The sequence below is a fragment of the Acinetobacter sp. OYA S30 genome (assembly GCF_033599315.1).
Classification (GTDB): domain Bacteria; phylum Pseudomonadota; class Gammaproteobacteria; order Pseudomonadales; family Moraxellaceae; genus Acinetobacter; species Acinetobacter baumannii.
This window is the reverse complement of sequence record NZ_JAWVAV010000121.1, coordinates 1-1,125: the sequence shown is the minus strand read 5'-3', so window position 1 is coordinate 1,125 and position 1,125 is coordinate 1. Positions and strand designations below refer to the sequence as shown.

Genomic DNA, 1,125 nt, shown 5'->3' with positions numbered 1-1,125 from the left:
CTATCGCAGATTAAAGATGGTGCAACCATCCTGATTGGTGGTTTTGGTACCGCAGGACAACCCGCTGAACTCATTGATGGTCTTATTGAACTCGGTGTTAAAAATTTAACGATTGTCAGCAACAATGCCGGTAATGGCGATTATGGTCTGGCGAAACTGCTTAAAGCTGGTTCGGTTAAAAAAGTCATCTGTTCTTTTCCGCGTCAGTCTGACTCTTATGTGTTTGATGAGCTGTACCGTGCCGGAAAGGTCGAGCTTGAAGTGGTACCACAAGGTAATTTGGCGTGCCGTATTCAGGCAGCCGGTATGGGCCTAGGCGCTGTATTTACCCCAACAGGCTTTGGAACACTTTTGGCCGAAGGTAAAGAGACCCGTGAGATTGATGGGAAAGATTACGTACTTGAATATCCAATCAAGGCTGACTTTGCCTTGATTAAAGCCTACAAAGGCGATCGCTGGGGCAATCTGGTTTACCGTAAATCTGCACGTAACTTTGGCCCGATTATGGCGATGGCTGCGGATGTCACCATTGCTCAGGTTTCTGAAGTGGTAGAGCTAGGTGGATTAGACCCTGAGCATATTATCACCCCGGGTATCTTTGTACAGCACGTTGTACAAGTAGCGCCAGCACAGTAAGCAATAAGGAGAAATAACATGAGCTACCAGAAACTCAGCCGTGACCAGATTGCACAACGTGTGGCACAAGATATTCCAGATGGTGCCTATGTGAACTTGGGTATTGGCCTACCGACCAAGATCGCGAGCTACTTACCTAACGATAAAGATATTTTTCTTCATTCTGAAAATGGTTTATTGGCTTTTGGCCCACCGCCAGCAGCAGGTGAAGAAGACCCTGAACTGATTAATGCGGGTAAAGAGTTTGTGACCATGCTTGAAGGTGGTAGCTTTTTCCACCATGGCGATTCATTTGCGATGATGCGTGGTGGTCACCTTGATATTGCAGTACTCGGTGCATTTCAGGTTGCTGCGAATGGTGACTTGGCAAACTGGCACACGGGAGCACCCGATGCGATTCCAGCAGTAGGTGGGGCGATGGATTTGGCTGTAGGGGCTAAAAAAGTATTTATCACTACAGACCACGTCACCAAACAAGGTGAGCCGAAG

Annotated in this window: 2 protein-coding genes; both read left to right on the top strand. The window is 47.6% G+C overall.

Annotated elements, in window-relative coordinates; all coding sequences use genetic code 11:
• Nucleotides 1–636 (top strand): 3-oxoacid CoA-transferase subunit A (locus R5R67_RS19405; RefSeq protein WP_318755201.1); only part of this gene is annotated, 636 nt, incomplete at its 5' end.
• An 18-nt stretch (nt 637–654) separates the two neighbouring features.
• Nucleotides 655–1,125, top strand: a 471-nt coding sequence (locus tag R5R67_RS19400) for a CoA-transferase (RefSeq protein ID WP_318755200.1), incomplete at its 3' end; no start/stop codon positions are given.